The sequence below is a fragment of the Paucibacter sp. KBW04 genome (assembly GCF_003852425.1).
Classification (GTDB): domain Bacteria; phylum Pseudomonadota; class Gammaproteobacteria; order Burkholderiales; family Burkholderiaceae_C; genus Paucibacter_A.
Genome location: NZ_QAJN01000018.1, coordinates 1 through 14795 on the forward strand (window position 1 = coordinate 1; position 14795 = coordinate 14795).

A 14795-nucleotide genomic window follows, 5' to 3' on the forward strand; every position below is an offset into this window, starting at 1 on the left:
TCAAGACGGTTGCTCAGTCCAGCCGCCCCAGCCTCACCATGGTGTTGCCCGGCTTGCCATGCTGGGTGCTGGGCATGACCAGCACGGCGTTGTCGTAACGGGTCTTGAATACATGCTCGCCGTCTTGCGCGAAGGCGGTGCCGGCGGTGGGGATCACGTCCAGACCGCGCACCGGGAAGAGGAAGTGGAAGTCGCTGCTGCGTGCCGTCACCGCCTCGTCCACCCGCACGATGTTTTGCTGGGCCGGCAGGGCCAGGCGCAAACGGTCTTGCGCCCAGGCCGTGTCCACCATGCCGGTGAGCTTGAGAAAGCGCACCATGCCGTCGATGGCCACATCGGCCGCCGCCGCTTCCCAGTGCTGACCGCATTCGATCAAGAGCGCGTTCTTGTGGCTGCTCGGGTCGCCAAAGCCGCCGCGATCGCGCATGCGCAGGCCGGAGGGATGGCCGGTGTCGATCAGCAAATCACCGGGCATGCCTAATTGGCGCGCAAAAGCTGCGCCCTTGTCCAGCAGGCCGCAGACCATCAGCGGCCGGCAGGCGTCCTGCATGGAATGGATGTCGAACAGAAAATCCGCCGCGTCCACAAATGGCTGCAACTGGCGCGCCCGACGCAGCTCCAGCGAATCGCCGGGGCCGAACAAGACCTCGTCGGCCCAGACGCGATTCAGGTCCTCGTCCACACAACGCGAGGCATTGGGATTGGCCGCGTCGAAGCGTGCATAAGCCTCCACATTGGCGAAGCTGAGAATCAGCTTGCCCATCAAGGGCTGAACGCTGCGGCCCATGCCTTGCTGGAGCAACCAGTCCAGGGCAATGGCCCCGCAGAGCTCATTGCCGTGGGTGAGGGCCTGCACCATCACCGTCGGCCCGGGCAGCCCGGAGTCAAACACATGTACAAAATCCACACCGCTATTGCTGTGGCGGTAGGGGCTGATATCGGGTGGGGTCAGGATGACCGGAGGAGAGGACATGGGCATGGGGGCAATATTAGGGCAGGGCCGAATCCTCGGCTTCGTTTCGTCGCTGATTTAGCCTAGGGGAATTTCAGCACATGCGGCAGCGGCAGGCGCGAGGCAAACTGTTGCGGGTGCACCTAACTTGCTTCTAGCGATGAACGACACCCAGTCCCTTCAACAGGCTATTCACGAAGTGATCGTCTTGGAGGCTCACGATCCCGCCTGGGCCCTTCGATTTGAGCAGGAGCGGCAAAGACTGTTGACGTTTGCGCCTGCGGCTTTCCTGGACATTCAGCATATTGGCAGCACGGCCGTGCCTGGCCTGTTGGCCAAGCCAGTTGTCGATGTCCTGGGTGGTGTGGCGTCGATGGAGGCGGCCGATACCTTGGTGGCAGCACTGCTCGACTTTGGCTACACCACATCGGCCGAGTTCAATGCAAGTCTGAGTGATAGGCGCTGGCTGATGCGCCATGCTCAGGGGCGGCGAACCCATCATCTGCACCTTGTCGTACTCGGCAGTTCCACTTGGTTGGAGCACTTGCGATTTCGTGACGTGCTACGCGCCGATACCGCACTGGCCGCTCAGTACTCGAAGCTCAAGCAAGTGCTGGTTCAGCAGCACGCCGAGGACCGCGAGGCCTACACCGAGGCGAAGGCAGGCTTTGTCCGCGCCGCCCTCGCTGCAAATTGAACTCGTTTAGCAGCTCTTGCCTGAGGCCGCATTCTTGATTGCCTGCAGCATGGCGGCCTGGCCTTGCGGGCGCCCGGCGATGCCGCCATGGCCGACCTCGGGCACCAGCACCAGGGTGGCGCATTGCTTGTGCTGCATGTGTTGAACAATGTCCTGGCTGAAGCGTGGCGGAGTGGTCTCGTCTTTTTCACCCGCCAAGAGCAGGGTGGGGCGCTGCAGGTCTTGCAAGGCTTTGCGATTGTCAAAGGCACGCACGCTCTCGGCCAGGGTGACGGTGACAAAGGGGGTGGCGTACCAAGGCACGCGCTGGTCGGCCCATTCCTGGGCATTGGTCAGGCTGCCTTCCAGAATCAGTGCCTGGGGTGGCAGATCCTGGCTCAGATGGCCGCTGACCAGGCTGCCCAGGGAGTAGCCCCAGTACACCAAGGGCAGGGCCTCGCCACCCAGGCGGCGCGCCTCGGCCACGATGCTGCTGGCGTCGCTGCGCAGCTGCGGCGTGCCGCCCTGGCCTTCGCTGAGGCCCGTGCCGCGGTAGTCCCAGAGCAGCAGATTGGCGGGCAGGGCTTCGCTGGTTTTGAGTAAATACTTGATGGTCTTTTGAACCGTGTTGCCGGCACCCTGGAAGTAAACCAGGGTGACTTGCGCACCGGGCTTGCGGACGAAGACGCCGCTCAGCAGCGTGCCGTCCTCTGCCTTGACGCTGATCCGCTCCAACTGGGCGGCCGAGGCCTGGGCCTGCGCCTGGCCGAACCAGTCGTCCTGCGGGGCCGCCTGGCCGCGGCGGAACATATCGCCGTCTTGCACATTGATGTGGGTGCAGGCGCTCAAGCTCAGGACGAGCAGGGTGGCAAGCAGGGCGCGCTGAGGAAGTTTTGTCATGGCAGGAAAACGGCGGTTACAAAATTCAGGGAGGCCAGTCTACGTGTTCGCCTTGCGCGCTCGCCACTGAAATTTGGCATTCCTTCCCCAGCTTCCCCTAACTCGCCATACTGGCCCGCTCCGCCATCCGCGCCCGCCAGCGCAGCAGATGCGGGTGGTTTTCATCCGGCTTGAGCTTGACCACGCGGGCAAAGTCCACCGCCACCACGGCCGTGATGTCGGCGATGCTGAAATGCGCGCCGGCGATGTAGTCCTGCTCGGCCAGGCGTTCGTTCAGCAGCAGGAAGAATTGCTGGATCCGCGCCAAGCCTCGCTGGGCCAGTTCCGGGATTTGCGCATAGCCTACCGGGCCCGGCAGGGCGCGCCCGGCCATGGCGGGCGCGCTATTGCGCAAGGCCTCGGCGACGGCCATCAGGCCTTCAAATTCCATGCGCCAGTTCCAGCTGGCGATCTCGGCTTTCTCTTGCGCTGTGCGACCCAGCAGGGGCGGCTCAGGAAAGCGCGCCTCCAGGTAGGCGGCGATGGCAGCGTTGTCGGTCAGCAGCAATTTTTCGTTAGGTTCGGCGATCAGCAAGGCCGGCACGGTGCATTGCGGGTTGATCTGGCGGTAGGCCTCGCCCAGTTGCTCGCCGCTGCGCAGATCGATCTGCACCGTGTTGTGCGCGACGCCTTTCTCGGCCAGCAGGATGCGGGCGCGGCGGGGGCTGGGCGCGGTGGCGCAGTCGTACAAGGTGATGCTCATCGTTTGTCCTGCGTCTTGCTGTCGAAGTCGCTGGCCTCGTGGCGTTCATGCAGCTGGCTGGAAGGTTCGCCCCAGGCGCGGTTGACCTTGCGGCCGCGTTGCACGGCGGGGCGTTTTGCGATGGCGTCCGTCCAGCGCAGCACGTTCTTGTAATCCTGCACCTGCAAGAACTCACCGGCCTCGTAGAGCTGGCCCTTGACCAGGGCGCCGTACCAGGGCCAGACGGCCATATCGGCGATGCTGTAGTCCTCGCCCGCCAGGTATGTGTGCGCCGCCAAGTGGCGGTCCAGCACATCGAGCTGGCGTTTGACCTCCATGGCATAGCGGTCGATCGCGTACTCGATCTTGTGCGGCGCATAGGCATAAAAATGGCCGAAGCCACCGCCCAGAAAGGGCGCGCTGCCCATCTGCCAGAACAACCAAGACAGGCACTCGGCCCGCGCCGCGCCGCCAGTCGGCATGAAGGCGCCGCCGAACTTCTCTGACAGGTATTGCAGGATGGCACCGGACTCGAACACCCGCACCGGTGTAGGCCCGCTGCGGTCCAGCAGGGCAGGGATCTTGGAGTTGGGGTTGACGGCCACAAAGCCGCTGCCAAACTGATGGCCCTCGTTGATGCGGATCAGCCAGGCGTCGTATTCCGCGCCGCTGTGTCCCAGCTCCAGCAACTCCTCCAACATCACCGTCACCTTGACGCCGTTGGGCGTGGCCAGGGAGTAGAGCTGCAAAGGGTGGCGGCCCACCGGCAGTTCTTGCTCATGCGTGGCAGCCGCCACCGGGCGGTTGATATTGGCGAACTGGCCGCCGTTGGCCTTCTGCCAGGTCCAGACCTTGGGGGGGATGTACTCGCTCATTCGGCCTTCTCCGTCGAATGCAGGGGGGCGAACTCGCCCGGTTTTTTGAGCTTCCAGGCCATGATGGCGCGGCCCATTTCCTCAACATCAAAGATGGCGCTTTGCAGCAGCGTCATCTGCTGCAGCGAGGCGGCCACGCCGTGGTCGCGGGCGTGGTTCATGGCCAGCTTGCTGCCGGCCATGGCCAGGGGGGACTTGCCGGCGATTTGGCGGGCAACGCCCATGGCATGCTCTAGCAGGGCAGCCTGATCGGGCAGCACGGCATTGACCAGGCCGGCGCTCAAGGCCCGCTCGGCACTCAGGCGCTCGCCGGTGTAAGCCATCTCGCGGGCCAGGCCGGCGGGCATCAGATGCTGCAGGCGTTGCAGCACGCCGAGGTCGGCGGTCATGCCGATCTGAATTTCTTGCACGCTGAAGAAGGCATCGGCCGTGGCGAAGCGCATATCGCAGGCGGCCGCCAGGTCCAGCGCACCACCGATGCAGCCACCTTGCACGGCGCAGAGCACCGGGAAGCGGGCTTCATCGAGGGCGCTGAAGCAGTCCATCAGCTGGCGCAAGGTGCTTTGAAAAGCCAGGCGGGCGCGTGCCGTGCTCGTATCCAGCAAGGCGTCTTGCGAGGCGAACGTTTCCAGCGCCATGCCGGCGCTGAAATGCTTGCCGGTGGACGAGATCAGCAGCACGCGGGTGCGGCCAGCGGCGTCCAACTCCCGCACCGCATCGCGCAGGGCGGGGAAGAAGGCGGGGGCCATGGTGTTCATGCGCTCGGGGCGATTGAGCTGCAGATGGGCGATGCCCGCGTCTTGCGGGTCCACGCCCTCGCCTTCGCAAGTGTTGATGGTGAAAAATTCGTTCATGGCCGGGTCTCCCTGGGAAGCTTGAATAGGGGAAAGCCTAGCTGCTTAGCAGGCGGATGCTGTCCGCCGTGTGACATCGGGGGTGAATTAGACCCAGCCATCCAGAGTCCCAATGCGCGGGCAAGCCCTGGGGCGGAGGGGGACGATGGCTGTCTACACTGGGGCGATGCGTACCTTGAAAACCGATGATGGTCTGCCCCTGCATTGGCGGCAATGGAGTCTGCCTGGCGAGATGGCTGGTGGAGCGCCCGCAAGAGGCACGGTCTTGATCGTCCACGGCCTGGGCGAGCATATCGGCCGCTATGAGCATGTGGCGGCTCAGCTCAATGGCTGGGGCTGGCATGTGGTGGGTTACGACCAGCGCGGCCACGGCGCCTCGGGTGGCAAGCGCGGCGATGTGCCCACGGCCGAGCGCCTGCTGCAAGACCTGGCCCTGGTGATCGACGAGCTGCGCGCCGACCCGGTGCTGGGCCGAGGGGCGCAGGTGCTGCTGGGCCATAGCATGGGCGGCTTGGTGGCCGCACGCTTTGTGGCCGGCGGTTTGGCAGCCCAGCGCGAGGGCGGTGAGGGTGGCGGCGCGGGTGCCTTGCCGGCCTGGTTCCGCCCGGTCCACGCCCTGGTCTTGAGCAGCCCGGCCCTGGACCCCGGCATGTCGGCCTTTCAACGCCTGCAGCTCGCCCTGGGCGTCAGCCTGGCCCCGCATCTGGCGGTGGGCAATGGGCTCAAGACGGACTGGATTTCGCGCGACAAGGCCGTTGTGCAGGCCTATATCGCCGACCCCCTGGTCCATGACCGCATCACCCCCACCCTGGCCAAGATGATTGTGGAGGGCGGCGAGCTGGTGCGGCGCCAGGCCCAGGACTGGGTCGTGCCCACCTTGCTGCTCTGGGCTGGCAGCGACCGCTGCGTGGCCCCCAGCGGCAGCGCCGAGTTTGCCGCCGCCGCGCCGACCCAGCTGCTGCGGTCGCATTGCTTTGAGCCCCTCTTCCACGAGATCTTCAATGAGCCGGAGCAGGCGCAGGTCTTCGCGGAGTTGCAAGGCTGGCTGGCTCAGAGGTTCTAAAATCAGCAGAGCGACCCTGACCATGGGGTCCACTCTCTTGCCACAAGCCGGGACCCCACCATGAATGCTCGCGACCCCTCTTTGCCCCTGCCCGCCGATCAAGCCACCGCCCTGGGCGAATTCGCCTCCCGCGTGTGGGATGAAGAGATCGTGCCGGCCCTGACCCAGTACATCGCCATTCCGGCCAAGAGCCCCATGTTCGATGCCGACTGGGCCGCCAATGGCCATATCGAAAAAGTGCTGCGCGATGCCGCAAGCTGGGTCGAGAGCAAGAAGGTGCCGGGCCTGAAGCTGGAAGTGATTCGCCTCGAAGGCCGCACGCCGGTGATCTTCTTCGAGGTGCCGGGTACCAAGGTGGACAGCACGGACACGGTGCTGCTTTACGGCCACCTGGACAAGCAGCCCGAGTTCAGCGGCTGGCGCAACGACTTGGGCCCCTGGACGCCCAAGTACGAGGACGGCAAGCTCTACGGCCGTGGCGGCGCCGACGACGGTTACGCCGTCTACGCCTCGCTGACGGCCATCATGGCCCTGGACAAGCAAGGCATCCCACGCCCGCGTTGCGTGGGCCTGATCGAGACCTGCGAGGAAAGCGGCTCCTACGATCTGCCGGCTTATATCGAGGTGTTGAAGGAGCGCATGGGCCAGGTCTCCCTGGTCGTTTGCCTGGACTCCGGCGCGGGTGACTATGAACAGCTGTGGCTGACCACCAGCCTGCGCGGCATGGTCAGCGGCGTGCTGAAGGTGGAGGTGCTGACCGAGGGCATCCACTCCGGTGATGCCTCGGGCGTGGTGCCGTCCTCCTTCCGCATCCTGCGCCAGGTGCTGGACCGCCTGGAGGATTCCAAGACCGGCCGCCTGCTGCCCGAGAGCTTCCACTGCGACATCCCGCTCAACCGCATCGAACAAGCCAAGGCCACGGCCGCCATCCTCAAGGACGAGGTCTACAAACGCCTGCCCTGGGCCTGCGGTGCCGACGGCGGCCCGGTGCTGCCGATGACGGATCAGCCGGTGGACGTGCTGCTCAACCGCACCTGGCGCCCGACCCTGTCGGTGACCGGCGTGGACGGCTTCCCCGAGATGAAGAGCGCCGGCAATGTGCTGCGCCCGCACACCGCTTTCAAGCTCTCGCTGCGCCTGCCCCCGCTGATCGACGGCAACGAGGCCGCGCTGCGCCTGAAGGCCTTGCTGGAAGACAACGCGCCTTACAACGCCAAGGTCACCTTTGTGCCGGACGGCCGCGCCGGAGCCTACGGCGCCACGGGCTGGAACACGCCCGATCTCTCGCCCTGGTTGAGCAGCGCGCTGAACGAGGCCAGCCTGGCGCATTTCGGCGCCCCGGTGGGCTATATCGGCCAAGGCGGCACCATCCCCTTGATGAGCATGCTGCAAAAAGGCTTCCCGGCCGCGCAGATGGTGGTCTGCGGCGTCTTGGGCCCCAAGAGCAATGCCCACGGCCCTAACGAGTTCTTGCATGTGCCCTATGGCAAGCGCCTGACGGCGGCGGTGGCGCAAATCATGGCGGCGCAGCCCTGAGGCTCAGTCACGCTGACGTTTAGACACAAAAAAGGCCTCGGTGACGAGGCCTTTTTGCATGGCGCAGGCGCTGGGCTCAGCGCAGGGTGAAGGAGGTTTCCACCAGGCTGCCCTGCAGCTCCTGCAGCAAATGGGTCAGCGGCGAAAGCTGCACATAGCGGGTCGAGACCTTGATGGCGTAGGCGAACAGGCGCGGCAGGTCGCTGGCATGGTGCGGCTTGCCGTCGCGGTGTTTGAGGCGGCAGAAGATGCCCAGAATCTTCAAATGGCGCTGCAAGCCCGTCCACTCCAGCTGCTGCCAGAACTCGCCGAAGTCGGCATTGATGGGCAGGCCTAGCTTGCGGGCTTGCTCCCAGTAGCGTATGGCCCAGTCCAGCTCCTGCTCTTCGTCCCAGGAGATGAAGGCGTCGCGCAGCAGGGAGGCGAAGTCGTAGCTGATGGGGCCTTTGACGGCGTCCTGGAAGTCCAGCACGCCGGGGTTGCCGTCCTCGGCGGGGCAGACCATCAGATTGCGCACCATGAAGTCGCGGTGCATGGGCACAAAGGGCTGGGCGGCGATATTGTCGGCCAGCACCTTGCAGCTGTGTGCCCACCATTTCAGCTGAGTCTCGTCCCATTCGCGGCCGTACTCGCGCTCCACACACCATTCCTTGAAGATGTGCAGCTCGCGCAGCACAAAGACTTGGTCGAACAAGGGCAGGCGCTCGGCATCGCCTTGGGACTGCCATTTCAACAAGGCCTGGGTGGCGTCGCGCATCAGGCGATTGGCCTCGGCCTTGTTGTCTTGCGCCTGGGTGTTCAGCAAAGCTTTCAGATAGGGCAGGGTGCCCAGATCGCTGAGCAGCAAAAAGCCCAGGCGCTCATCCGCCGCAAAAATCGTGGGGATGTGCAGGCCGCAGCCGCGCATATGTTCGGCGACCTGGATGAAGGGCTGGACGTTATTGGTTTCGGGCGGGGCGTCCATCACGATGTAGGAGCCACCGCTGCCGTTGGCGATGCGCAGATAGCGCCGCGTGCTGGCATCGGCCACCGCCTCGCACAGCGAGTCCGGCAGCAGATTGAAGGCTTGAATCAGGGGCTGGAGCCAGGCGTGGAAGTCTTGTTGGCGTTGTGGCTTGGGCCAGGCAATGGGATTCATGCAGATACTTTGGTGAGATGACAGGCCTGTGCTCAGCGGTGGCGGGAGCCTCATGGATAATGGATTTTACAAACCGCGAGCCAGGTGCTCGGCGCAGAGGCCCCCGGGCCTTGTTGCCGAAGCCTTTGCGGTGCCCGCCAACACCGCTCTAAGAAGACGCCTGCCGACGCCGTGCCGCGCCCAAGCCCCACTCCCATCTCTGCCCGATTGAATCGCCCGAAGCAAGGCAACCGCTTTGGCTGCGCCGCCCGGTGTGCCCTGCGCCTGAGCCGCGTCAGCCGTCTGCTGGCCGGCCTGGGCCTGGCCACGCCTGGCCTTTTGTGGGCCCAGGCGGCAGCGGTGGTGGTGCCTGCTGGCGCAGCTTCGGCCCCGGCCTTGGCCGCCAGCAAGGCCTCTGCACCGGCGCCCGCCGATGCCTTGCGTCTGCGCCCCAGCAGAAGTCTGGGGTCAGCCAAGTCCGAAGCCGATGACAAACCCGCCCTGGTGCTGAGCGCCAAGAAGCTGAGCACCCATATCGACCAAGAGTCGCGCGCCGAGGGCGATGTGGAGCTGCGCTATGGCGAACTGCTGGTGCGCGCACAAAACCTCAATTACGAGCAGGTGGATGACCTGGCCCGGGCCAGCGGCGATGTGGAGGTGAGCAAGGGTGGCACCTTGTTCCGAGGCCCCGAGCTCAAGCTTTATGTCAGCCGTTTTGAGGGCGAGTTCCTCAACCCCAGCTACTTTTTCTCGCTGACCGGCGGCGGGGGTAGCGCCAAGCGCATGTCCTTCAGCGACGCCAAACATATGCGGGCGGAAGAGGGGACTTACAGCAGCTGCCCCGTCGACGAGTCGGCGCCGCAGCCGGCCTGGCAGATCAAGGCCGACGAGCTGTCCATGAATTTCGAGGCCAATGAGGGTGTGGCCAAGGGCGCTGTGCTGCGTTTTTATGGTGTGCCCATCCTGGGGGCCCCGGCCCTGAGCTTCCCGCTGGGCGGGCAGCGCAAATCGGGCTGGTTGCCGCCCAATATCAATTTCGACAGCCGTAGCGGGCTTGAGTTTGGCGTGCCCTATTACTGGAATATCGCACCACAGCGCGACGCCACCTTGACGCCCTTCTTGATGACGCGGCGCGGCCCTGGCCTGGACAGCGAGTTCCGTTATCTAGAGCCCGAGCACAGTGGCCAGATCAACTGGGCCTTGCTGCCCAATGACCGGGTCACCAAGACCGACCGCTGGGCGCTCAATCTGCAGCAAGACGGCCAGTTGCCGCTGGACTGGCGCTACCGCGTGCGGGCCGAGCGGGTCTCGGACGACGAGTACTGGAAAGACCTGCCCAAGCGCATGCAAAGCCTGACTCAGCGCCTGCTGCTCAGCGATGTGCAACTGGCGCGTGACCGCACGACCCACTGGGGCGAGGCCCATGCCTACGCCCGGGTGCAGCGCTGGCAGGTTTTGCAAGGCAGCGAGGCTTCGGCCAATTTCGATGCGCCCTACCAGCGCTCGCCTCAGCTGGGTCTGCGCCTGAATACGGCGGCCGACGATGCGGTGCTGGACGGTTTTGTGCCCTGGGTGCGGCGCGCTCGCTTGGAAGGCGCCGTCGAGATGGAATACAACCGTTTCGATCTGCCCCCCCTGGCGCAGCTGAGCCCCAATCAGCTCAAGTCCATGGCCGAGGGCACGCTCTACACCGGCCAACGCGCCCATCTGCAAGCGCATCTGAGCACGCCCGTGGGCGGCGCGGCCTGGTGGTTGATCCCGCGCCTGGCGCTCAATGCGGCCCAGTACTCGCTGGATCAAACCATGGTGGACGGCCGCCGCTCGGTGAACCGCAGCATTCCCACCTTCAGCCTGGACCATGGCTGGGTGCTGGAGCGTGACACTACTTTGTTCGGTCGCAACACCTTGCAGACCCTGGAGCCGCGTCTGCTCTACGTCAACACGCCCTACCGTGACCAGAGCAGCCTGCCCAATTTCGATTCGGCTCCCAAGGATTTCAACTTTGATTCCATCTACACCGAGAACCAGTTCTCGGGCGTGGACCGGGTCAATGACGCGAATCAGCTGACCCTGGGCCTGTCCAGCCGCTGGATCGATGCCGGCCAGGGCGAGGAAGTCTTGCGCCTGGGAGCGGTGCAGCGCTATCTCTTCCGCGATCAACGCATCACCCCGGATGGCACACCCGCCAATCAGCGCCTCTCGGACCTGCTGCTGCTGGCCTCGGCCCATATCAATTCGCAATGGTGGGCGGATGGTTCGGTGCAATTCAACCCCGAAGCCGGGCGCTCGGTGCGCACCGTGCTGCGTGCGCGCTATTCGCCCGGACCCTTCCGCACCATCAGCACGGCTTACCGGCTGGCGCGTGGGCAGAGCGAGCAGATCGAAATCGCCTGGCAATGGCCTTTGTGGGGCCAGGAAGGCAAGGCCGCCGCCCGCCGCAGCAATAGCAATAGCTGCACGGGCGCCTGGTACAGCGCTGGCCGCATTCAGTACAGCCTCAGTGACCGCCGTCTGACCGATTCGGTGATGGGTGTTGAGTACGATGCCGGCTGCTGGATTCTGCGCGTGGGTGCCGAGCGCCAGTCAACCGGCCAGGCCGAAGCGAACACCCGTTTGATGCTGCAAATGGAGCTGGTGGGCCTGTCCCAGCTGGGCTCCAATGCGCTCAAAGTCTTGAGGGACAATATCCCTGGTTACCGACCGCTGAGCGCTGAGCGCTCGGCAAGCCTTGAAGCCCCCTATGACTGATATGTCGATCCGATCCCTGACCCTTGTTGGCGCTGTGCTTGTGGCCGGGCTGTTCGCCGGCCCCGAGGCTCAGGCCCAGCGCCGTGCTGCCGACTTGCTGCCTGGCGACTACATCGCCGCCGTGGTGAATCAAGACGTGGTGGCGGCCAGCGAGGTCATCCAACGCACCGAAAAGCTGCGTCGCGAAGCCGCGCAGCGGGGCGAGTCCACCGATACCCTGGTGCTGCGCAAGCAGGCCATGGAGGCGCTGATCGAGGATCGGGTGCTGGTGACCTATGCCCGTGAGAGCGGCGCCAAGGTGGACGAGCCCGAGCTGGACCGGGTGGTCGGCAATGTGGCGGCGCAGAACAAGCTGACCATGGATCAGCTCAAAGAGCGCCTCAAGCAAGAAGGCATCGACTACCGCAGCTTCCGCGAAAACATGCGCGACCAGCTGATGAGCGAGCGGGTGCGCGAGCGCGAGGTGCAGGGTCGCATCCGCATCACCGATGGCGATATCGACAAGTATTTGGACGAGCGCCGCAGCGTGCTGGGCAAATCCGACCAGGTCAATGTGGCGCAAATCCTGGTCAGCGTGCCCGAAGCTGCCGACGAGAATTTGGTGGCCGAGCGCCGTGCTCGCGCCGAAGCCGCCCTGGCCCGCGTGAAGGGTGGCGAGGACTTTGCCAAAGTGGCCCGCGAGTTCTCCGAAGATGCCAACAAGGACAAGGGCGGTGAGATTGGCCTGCGTCCGGTGGACCGCCTGCCCGATCTCTTCGTCGAGACCATCAAGGGCCTGAACAGCGGCGATCTGGCACCCAAGCTGCTGCGCTCCGGCGCCGGCTTCCATATCCTGAAAGTGGTGGAGCGCAAGACCGGCTCCCTGACCACCGTCGTGCAAACCCATGCCCGCCATGTGTTGCTGCGCCCCTCGGCTCAGCTGACGGCCGAAGTGGCGGCCCGCCGCCTGGCCGAGTTCAAGCGTGCCATCGAAACCGGCCGCACGACTTTTGAGCAGGTGGCGCGCGAAAACTCCGAGGACGGCAGCGCCCCCGAAGGCGGTGATCTGGGCTGGATGTCGCCCGGCGGCTTTGTGCCCGAGTTCGAGCAAGCCATGGATGCCCTGCCCCTGGGCGGCATCTCGGCCCCTGTGCCCTCACGCTTCGGCATGCACCTGATTCAGGTGCTGGAGCGCCGCAATACCGAGATCGAGATGAAGCAGCTGCGCGATCAAGCCCGTGGCGCCTTGCGTGAACGCAAGTACGACGAGGCTTATCAGGAGTGGGTCAAGGACCTGCGCGCCCGTGCCTTCGTTGAGTTGCGTGAGTGGCAGGACTGATCCCGTGGCTCAACATATTGCACGCAAGCGCTTCGGTCAGCACTTTTTGACCGACGTCCACATCATCGAGTCCATCTGCGACGCGATTGATCCCCAGGCCGGTGAGGCCCTGGTTGAAATCGGCCCGGGTTTGGGGGCCATGACCTTCCCCTTGCTCAATCGCATTCCGGCCTTCTCCGTGGTGGAGTTGGACCGCGACCTGGCCGCCAAGCTGCGCAAGCGAGACGGCCTGGAGGTGATCGAGAGCGATGTGCTGAAGGTGGACTTCGCCGCCCTGGCTGCCGCCAAGGGCCAGAAGCTGCGGGTGGTGGGCAATCTGCCCTACAACATCTCCACCCCCATCCTCTTCCATCTCTTGGGCTTTGTGGACCAGGTGGTGGACCAGCACTTCATGCTGCAAAAAGAGGTGGTGGACCGCATGGCCGCCTCGCCTGGTTGCAAGGACTATGGCCGCCTGACGGTGATGTTGCAGTGGCGTTATGCCATCGAATCGGTGTTCGACGTGCCGCCCGAGGCCTTTGATCCGCCGCCGCGGGTGATGTCGGCCATTGTGCGCATGCAGCCCTATGCCAAACCGCCCGAGCTGGACGTGAAGCTGCTGGGCGAGATGGTGGCGGCAGCCTTCTCCCAGCGTCGCAAGCTCTTGCGCCACAGCCTGGGTGTTTGGCTCACAGCCCATGGTTTTACCGGCCACTTCGATCTGCAGCGCCGTGCTGAGGAAGTGCCGGTGCATGAATATGTGGCACTGGCCCAGGCCCTCAGCAAGCAGGCCGCCGCCTGATCCCGGATTTGCTGCTTTCGAGCGGCCAATGAAAAAGGGACCCGAGGGTCCCTTTTTTGCGAGCCTTGAATTCGATTCGATCAGGCGGCGCTGAGCCACATGGCGGTGTCGAAAGCGCTGCTCATCATCGGCATATTCATTCCGAAATTGGCATTGGCTGCCGCTTTGGAATTCTTTGCAGCCGGTTTGGCCGGCACGGCGGGGGTCTCTTCGGTAGCCCGCTCCCAAGAACCATTTTCTTGTGAGCGGGCTACTGAAAAGAATAGAAGCACCTGAACTGAACCTTGCGGTCGGCCCAGTAATCGGCCGCTTCCCGGAAGACGTCGAGCAATTGCTCGCGGGCCTCGCGATCAAACTTGGAGTTGTCGGGCAATTGCTCGAGGACGACAACAAAGCCGGGCTGGGCGCCGGACTTGTGAACCAGATCGGTCATGCAGTCGTGGAGCGCGTCCAGATTCTTGCCAAAATGAGCCGGGAACAGGAATGCCTGGGCAATCCCTTCCAGCACGTCCTGCTTGGACTGCGCCTCGGTCAAGTTGGCGTACAGAAAATGCTGGCCAGCATCCTGTGCGGCTTGCATCAAGTCCTCTACGCGATAGGCCCTTATGGCCTGCACGATATTGGGACGGACGGTCTGCAAAAGCATGGTCACAATCCTCCTATATAGTCACAGAACTTTTTGATCTTCGAATATGGACTGCGTCTTCTTCAAGGTTGATTCGTTTGAATCTGCCTGAAGCTGGCGTAGTGGTCATCGGAGTAATAACAAACATCAGGACTTGTCGGGGCTTTCCCGCCGCAAACCAAGCGCTTTGCTCCGCGATTGCGGGCGCCGGGCGTGGGGACGGTGTACTCGTGGTAGTAGCCTCTGGTCTTGCGCGGCAAGATGCGTTCGCGGTTGCCGAAGACAACGCCATCTTTCTCGTAGGGGAAAGGCCCCCCAGCGAGAACGAGACGGTGCGTCTTTTGGGCTTCGCGAGGCAGTGCCGACAAGGCCACCGTTTCCAGCGTGACGACTTTTTCAATGCTCTCCCTGGCTTGCACTGCCGTGCCAAGCGTCGTTGCCGCCACGAAAACCGCGGCTAAAACGGACTGGCACTTCAGCTGACGCCAAGTGGGAAAAGACAAGGGCCACGACAGCGGCCCAGAGAGCAAAGACACGGGTTTACCCTGTTCCTGAAAGGTATATGGTAACGAAAGCGCTTGAAAACCTCAAGCGGCGCTCGTCCAATCCCCCGTGTTTCAGTGACATGT

General features: G+C 64.1%; 14 protein-coding genes. 6 read left to right on the plus strand and 8 right to left on the minus strand.

Annotated elements, in window-relative coordinates:
- Positions 1-13: 13 nt before the first annotated feature.
- Positions 14-979 carry a succinylglutamate desuccinylase/aspartoacylase family protein gene (locus DBR47_RS21450; protein WP_124453954.1) on the minus strand — a complete coding sequence of 322 codons (966 nt, stop codon included), beginning with the start codon at positions 977-979 and terminating at the stop codon, positions 14-16.
- Between the two features lie 133 nt (positions 980-1112).
- Here DBR47_RS21450 and DBR47_RS21455 point away from each other — a divergent pair, with 133 nt between their 5' ends.
- Positions 1113-1649, plus strand: a complete 537-nt coding sequence (locus DBR47_RS21455) for a GrpB family protein (protein ID WP_124453956.1) — start codon at positions 1113-1115, stop codon at positions 1647-1649.
- Between the two features lie 6 nt (positions 1650-1655).
- Here DBR47_RS21455 and DBR47_RS21460 read toward each other — a convergent pair whose 3' ends face one another.
- The 4 genes from DBR47_RS21460 to DBR47_RS21475 all read right to left on the minus strand — a co-directional run bounded on the left by DBR47_RS21460 (position 1656) and on the right by DBR47_RS21475 (position 4978).
- Positions 1656-2528, minus strand: coding sequence for an alpha/beta hydrolase (locus tag DBR47_RS21460; RefSeq protein ID WP_124453958.1), 873 nt, complete (start codon positions 2526-2528; stop codon positions 1656-1658).
- A 97-nt stretch (positions 2529-2625) separates the two neighbouring features.
- The gene (locus tag DBR47_RS21465) at positions 2626-3270 is read right to left on the minus strand and encodes a glutathione S-transferase family protein (protein WP_124453960.1); all 645 of its coding nucleotides are present in this window, start codon (positions 3268-3270) and stop codon (positions 2626-2628) included.
- Positions 3267-4124 carry a glutathione-dependent disulfide-bond oxidoreductase gene (gene yghU, locus DBR47_RS21470; protein WP_124453962.1) on the minus strand — a complete coding sequence of 286 codons (858 nt, stop codon included), beginning with the start codon at positions 4122-4124 and terminating at the stop codon, positions 3267-3269. Before yghU ends, DBR47_RS21465 begins: the two co-directional genes overlap by 4 nt.
- Positions 4121-4978, minus strand: coding sequence for an enoyl-CoA hydratase-related protein (locus tag DBR47_RS21475; RefSeq protein WP_124453964.1), 858 nt, complete (start codon positions 4976-4978; stop codon positions 4121-4123). Before DBR47_RS21475 ends, yghU begins: the two co-directional genes overlap by 4 nt.
- Before the next feature lie 166 nt (positions 4979-5144).
- On the opposite strand from DBR47_RS21475, the gene DBR47_RS21480 reads away from it, so the two are divergent.
- Together DBR47_RS21480 and DBR47_RS21485 are read left to right on the plus strand one after the other, a co-directional pair.
- Positions 5145-6041 carry an alpha/beta hydrolase gene (locus tag DBR47_RS21480; RefSeq protein ID WP_124453966.1) on the plus strand — a complete coding sequence of 299 codons (897 nt, stop codon included), beginning with the start codon at positions 5145-5147 and terminating at the stop codon, positions 6039-6041.
- A 60-nt stretch (positions 6042-6101) separates the two neighbouring features.
- The gene (locus DBR47_RS21485; RefSeq protein ID WP_124453968.1) at positions 6102-7577 is read left to right on the plus strand and encodes a M20 family metallopeptidase; all 1476 of its coding nucleotides are present in this window, start codon (positions 6102-6104) and stop codon (positions 7575-7577) included.
- 76 nt (positions 7578-7653) lie between these two features.
- On the opposite strand, the gene DBR47_RS21490 is transcribed toward DBR47_RS21485, so the two are convergent.
- Positions 7654-8715 (minus strand): aminoglycoside phosphotransferase family protein, encoded by a 1062-nt coding sequence (locus DBR47_RS21490; RefSeq protein ID WP_124453970.1) that lies wholly within the window; start codon positions 8713-8715, stop codon positions 7654-7656.
- A 207-nt stretch (positions 8716-8922) separates the two neighbouring features.
- On the opposite strand from DBR47_RS21490, the gene DBR47_RS21495 reads away from it, so the two are divergent.
- From DBR47_RS21495 to rsmA, 3 genes are read left to right on the plus strand one after another with little or no spacing between them, the layout of a single operon-like run.
- A complete protein-coding gene (locus tag DBR47_RS21495; protein WP_124453972.1) occupies positions 8923-11442 on the plus strand; it encodes an LPS-assembly protein LptD in 2520 nt (839 codons plus the stop codon).
- A 1-nt stretch (position 11443) separates the two neighbouring features.
- Positions 11444-12760 carry a peptidylprolyl isomerase gene (locus DBR47_RS21500; protein WP_231512440.1) on the plus strand — a complete coding sequence of 439 codons (1317 nt, stop codon included), beginning with the start codon at positions 11444-11446 and terminating at the stop codon, positions 12758-12760.
- A gap of 4 nt (positions 12761-12764) precedes the next feature.
- Positions 12765-13541, plus strand: a complete 777-nt coding sequence (rsmA, locus tag DBR47_RS21505) for a 16S rRNA (adenine(1518)-N(6)/adenine(1519)-N(6))-dimethyltransferase RsmA (protein WP_124453976.1) — start codon at positions 12765-12767, stop codon at positions 13539-13541.
- Between the two features lie 250 nt (positions 13542-13791).
- Here the strand turns inward: rsmA and DBR47_RS21515 are convergent, their stop codons facing one another.
- Together DBR47_RS21515 and DBR47_RS21520 are read right to left on the minus strand one after the other, a co-directional pair.
- The gene (locus DBR47_RS21515; RefSeq protein WP_124453979.1) at positions 13792-14187 is read right to left on the minus strand and encodes a barstar family protein; all 396 of its coding nucleotides are present in this window, start codon (positions 14185-14187) and stop codon (positions 13792-13794) included.
- 62 nt (positions 14188-14249) lie between these two features.
- Positions 14250-14585 carry a ribonuclease gene (locus DBR47_RS21520; RefSeq protein ID WP_231512453.1) on the minus strand — a complete coding sequence of 112 codons (336 nt, stop codon included), beginning with the start codon at positions 14583-14585 and terminating at the stop codon, positions 14250-14252.
- Positions 14586-14795 lie beyond the last annotated feature (210 nt).

Bases quoted from the DNA above. Each gene is read 5' to 3' on its own strand.
- DBR47_RS21490 (WP_124453970.1), bottom strand. From the start codon at position 8,715: ATGAATCCCATTGCCTGGCCCAAGCCACAACGCCAACAAGACTTCCAC.
- DBR47_RS21500 (WP_231512440.1), top strand. From the start codon at position 11,444: ATGTCGATCCGATCCCTGACCCTTGTTGGCGCTGTGCTTGTGGCCGGG.
- DBR47_RS21455 (WP_124453956.1), top strand. From the start codon at position 1,113: ATGAACGACACCCAGTCCCTTCAACAGGCTATTCACGAAGTGATCGTC.
- DBR47_RS21475 (WP_124453964.1), bottom strand. From the start codon at position 4,978: ATGAACGAATTTTTCACCATCAACACTTGCGAAGGCGAGGGCGTGGAC.
- DBR47_RS21480 (WP_124453966.1), top strand. From the start codon at position 5,145: ATGCGTACCTTGAAAACCGATGATGGTCTGCCCCTGCATTGGCGGCAA.
- DBR47_RS21515 (WP_124453979.1), bottom strand. From the start codon at position 14,187: ATGCTTTTGCAGACCGTCCGTCCCAATATCGTGCAGGCCATAAGGGCC.
- DBR47_RS21460 (WP_124453958.1), bottom strand. From the start codon at position 2,528: ATGACAAAACTTCCTCAGCGCGCCCTGCTTGCCACCCTGCTCGTCCTG.
- yghU (WP_124453962.1), bottom strand. From the start codon at position 4,124: ATGAGCGAGTACATCCCCCCCAAGGTCTGGACCTGGCAGAAGGCCAAC.
- DBR47_RS21465 (WP_124453960.1), bottom strand. From the start codon at position 3,270: ATGAGCATCACCTTGTACGACTGCGCCACCGCGCCCAGCCCCCGCCGC.
- DBR47_RS21450 (WP_124453954.1), bottom strand. From the start codon at position 979: ATGCCCATGTCCTCTCCTCCGGTCATCCTGACCCCACCCGATATCAGC.
- DBR47_RS21485 (WP_124453968.1), top strand. From the start codon at position 6,102: ATGAATGCTCGCGACCCCTCTTTGCCCCTGCCCGCCGATCAAGCCACC.